Below are 1,793 nucleotides of genomic sequence, written 5' to 3'. Positions count from 1 at the left end.
ATTCTTCGATGATTAAGTGCTACGTCAAGGGGGGCAGCTTTGTCAAGCCATTTTTTGACGTTGAATCAATGTGTTCTGCCGATATGGCCTGAGGGGGCTTCCCAAGATGGCTTCGGTGGCCAGTGGATTCCGCGAAGTGGATTCCCTGGATTCCAAGAGAAATCCACCCTGGCCAGCGGTGCGGTCCCATAAGATTCTGATTTTGATTCATAATTTCTGGCAAGGCCGCTGGGGTGGCTTCAAAGTGGATTCCCCGGTGAAAATGCCAGACGCTAGAAAACTTGCGCGCTCAGCCCCCCCGTATACGGACCCGGCCGCGGAGGAACCATGGGAGGGGGGGGCGTGATGTTCTCGGCTCCGCGCCGCCGTTGGTGATCATCAATTCGCGCCCCGGCCTGGCTCTCCGAAGCGGACATAGGCCGCAGAAGCGATTCCTACACCAGAATGCTTGGGCTTCGCCTCCAGATCAAAGGGTGCTAAGGCTTTGTTGTTATTCGTTCGGAAGGTTCAAAGATGGAACATGCTGAAATCGAAGCTATCCTACTCGCAGCTCTTAATTCCCTTTATGCAGAAGAGCTGAAGACTATCCAAATTGATGTTGGCGAGCGAATGATTTGCGGCCAGCTGCGAGGTATTCTGCAACCATATTTTCCCGATCACTCCGTCCACGCCGAGTACAATCGCCATGGCCTCGATCGACTCTGTTGCACAAATCAGCTGATGGTCGAGTTTCCCCTTGCCCTGGACAGAGTCATCCCACAGCTTCCGTGACGGGTATGCCGAGCGCGGTGAAGCCGTTCAGGACGGCAACCCGGACCTGGAACTCGGCGACCTGACGATCAAAGTCTCTCGCGCTCAGGCGTTGGCCCAACAGTTTGACACAGTGCATCTTCGTCTCGACGCGGCTTCGGCGGTGATAGCCGCTCCATCGTCGCCAGATGGTTCGGCCGAAGCGCTTTGACGCACGCAAGGCTTCATTGCGGGCGATTGCGCCTGGGGTGTCTGGCTTCCAAGGCCTGGCGTTCTTACGGGGCGGAATGACGGCGGCAGCACCGCGGGCGGCAATAGCATCATGGCATTTGCGGGTGTCGAAAGCGCCATCCGCGGTGACGCTGTCGATCTCCTGATCGGGTGGGATCTGATTGAGCAGTTCGGGCAGCATGGGCGCGTCGCCTATGTCGCTGGTGGTGAACTCGGCAGCGCGGATCTCGAGTGTTTTCTCGTCAATTCCAACGTGGATCTTACGCCATACACGGCGTTTGGTGCCACCATGCTTGCGCGCGTTCCATTCACCTTCGCCCTCGACCTTGATGCCTGTGCTGTCTATTAGCAGGTGCAGCGGCCCGTCTGATCCTCGATACGGGATGTTGACCTGCAAGGTCTTCTGCCGACGTGAGAGCGTGCTGAAATTGGGCACAACCCAGTCTAACCCACTCAACCGCAGCAGGCTTTCGACGAACCCGGTCGTCTGCCTCAGCGCCATGCCGAACAGCACCTTCATCGTCAGGCAGGTCTCCCAACTTCGACACTTCGCGCCTGATTTTTCCAGATTTTGCGCGTGGCGGTTCAACAAAACAAGGGGATTCCGAGCGTCGAGGGGTCGATTTCTGGAAAATTCTGTTGTGGCACGTCGCGTGACTTGGGGTGATTGATTATGAGTCTTTGGTGTAATATCGTTGCGACATGTATACGAAGATCACCAGATCCGGTGGCCCCCAGTACCTTCAGCTGGTCGAGGGCTACCGCAACGAGCAGGGCAAGGTCCGCCATCGGGTCGTTGCAAACCTCGGGCG

General features: G+C 57.0%; 3 protein-coding genes. 1 reads left to right on the top strand and 2 read right to left on the bottom strand.

The genetic code is table 11. The features are described from left to right. Window positions 1–513 precede the first annotated feature (513 nt). The gene (locus Q7U95_RS04795; RefSeq protein WP_308752314.1) at window positions 514–771 is read left to right on the top strand and encodes a hypothetical protein; all 258 of its coding nucleotides are present in this window, start codon (window positions 514–516) and stop codon (window positions 769–771) included. Here the strand turns inward: Q7U95_RS04795 and Q7U95_RS04790 are convergent. Then, complete coding sequence (locus Q7U95_RS04790) at window positions 752–1,672, bottom strand: IS5 family transposase (RefSeq protein ID WP_308752316.1); 921 nt, start codon at window positions 1,670–1,672, stop codon at window positions 752–754. The two genes, Q7U95_RS04795 and Q7U95_RS04790, sit on opposite strands and share 20 nt — an antisense overlap. Beyond that, on the bottom strand, window positions 1,567–1,793 hold a 227-nt coding region (locus tag Q7U95_RS04785; RefSeq protein WP_308752318.1), incomplete at its 5' end, for a hypothetical protein. The genes Q7U95_RS04790 and Q7U95_RS04785, both read right to left, overlap by 106 nt.

The sequence above is a fragment of the Candidatus Oleimmundimicrobium sp. genome, from assembly GCF_030651595.1.
Taxonomy (GTDB): domain Bacteria; phylum Actinomycetota; class Aquicultoria; order UBA3085; family Oleimmundimicrobiaceae; genus JAUSCH01.
This window is presented reverse-complemented; position numbering and strand designations above follow the sequence as displayed.

Bases quoted from the DNA above. Each gene is read 5' to 3' on its own strand.
- Q7U95_RS04795 (WP_308752314.1), top strand. From the start codon at position 514: ATGGAACATGCTGAAATCGAAGCTATCCTACTCGCAGCTCTTAATTCC.